The organism is Mesorhizobium kowhaii (assembly GCF_042431665.1).
GTDB lineage: Bacteria > Pseudomonadota > Alphaproteobacteria > Rhizobiales > Rhizobiaceae > Mesorhizobium > Mesorhizobium kowhaii.
Genome location: NZ_JBHLYT010000209.1, coordinates 1 through 1,419, shown reverse-complemented (window position 1 = coordinate 1,419; position 1,419 = coordinate 1). Strand labels below are relative to the sequence as shown.

The 1,419-nt window shown below is 59.0% G+C and carries 1 protein-coding gene and 1 pseudogene; one reads left to right on the top strand and one right to left on the bottom strand.

Features of this window, described 5'->3' with window-relative positions:
• Positions 1 to 372: D-alanine--D-alanine ligase family protein (locus ACFFNA_RS39425; protein WP_514132027.1), on the top strand; the 372-nt coding region annotated here is incomplete at its 5' end.
• 249 nt (positions 373 to 621) lie between these two features.
• On the opposite strand, the pseudogene ACFFNA_RS39420 reads toward ACFFNA_RS39425, so the two are convergent.
• Positions 622 to 1,163 (bottom strand): annotated as a pseudogene (locus tag ACFFNA_RS39420) (IS256 family transposase); the annotation flags it as partial.
• Between the last annotated feature and the right edge of the window lie 256 nt (positions 1,164 to 1,419).

Sequence of the window (1,419 nt, the reverse complement as noted above, 5' to 3'; positions counted from 1 at the left end):
GTGTTGCCTCTGGTGGAGCAGGACTTCGGCGATCGCGAAACGCGTCTTATGGATTGGGACGCGAAATACGTGGCGGCCGCAGGGGTCCCGAAGATTTGCCCGGCGCAAATCGGCAGCGGGCTTGAGAAGATGTTACGGGATATTTCGGTTGCTACCTTCCGTGCCTGTCACTGTCGGGACTATGCTCGCGTCGATTTCCGGATCGATCGCTCCGGCCAGCCGTTTGTCCTAGAGATGAACTCGATGCCGTCGCTCAACATGCACTCCAGTTATGTTACTGCCGCAAAGAGCGCCGGACATAGCTTCTCGAGCTTGATCTATCGCATCCTCGATGTCGCCCACACCCGGTGTTTTGGAATCGGCATCCCCTAGGACCAATCAACATCAGGATTGATCGGGATAGGGGGACGCCTCACGACGCCGCCCCTCCCACACCACCGGTCATACGGGTCACGTACCATGGCGGTTCGACCGGATTAAGCTTGGGCAGAGACATAGAGACGGGGGAGACCGAGCGACTCGAAGTAGTGGTTTCGCAGGGCCTGTTGGACCGCAGGGTGTCCTGACATGCGCTCCCGTCGGCGAACCGGCGGCAACCGCGGCACGGAGCTTTGGTACGCCACGATAGATTTCCTTGAGCGCGCCGGCCAACATTCCGCGGTCTTTCCATGAGACAAAATCCATGGAGTTGCGCAGCAGATGAACAATACAGGTTTGAACGATAGCGTGGGGAAACACCGCTGTAATGGCGTCCGGGAAGCCCCTTCAGGCCATCGACGACGGCCAAAAGGATGTCCTCGACGCCGCGGTTCTTGAGCTCGTTCATGACGCGCAGCCAGAACTCGGCGCCTTCATTCTGTTCGAGCCAGAGGCCCAGAACCTCCTTTGCGCCATCCGCGCTCACACCCAGAGCGATATGGATGGCCTTGTTACGCACCATGCCTTCGTCGCGAATCTTGACCCGGATGGCGTCGAAGAACACGAGCGGAGATCGCGTCGAGCGACCGCTGCTGCCAGGTGGCAACTTCATCCAGAACCGCGCCCGTCACAGTCGAGATCAGGTCCGGCGATACGTCGATGCCGTAAAGGTCCCGCAGGTGTCCGGTGATATACCGAGTGCTCATGCCACGCGCATACATCGACACAATCTTGTCGTCGAAGCCGAAGCCGAAGCCGTTCGTGAAGCGCTGATCGTGCTCTGGGAGGCGTCGGACAGGATCTGTGGCAAACGACTGAAGGCGCTGGTTCCGATTCTGGTCGAGGCGATGGAGCGTCACGGATATCTTCGTTTGACCGCGGAAATCCGCAGTCGGCTTGGTTCTGTCGCAAATCGTGATTTCGGTCACGACGCGACGCTTTCGCGCCAATGATCAGGCGGCAAGGATCTCGAACTGCTCGGCAATTGAAGGGCATGGATTG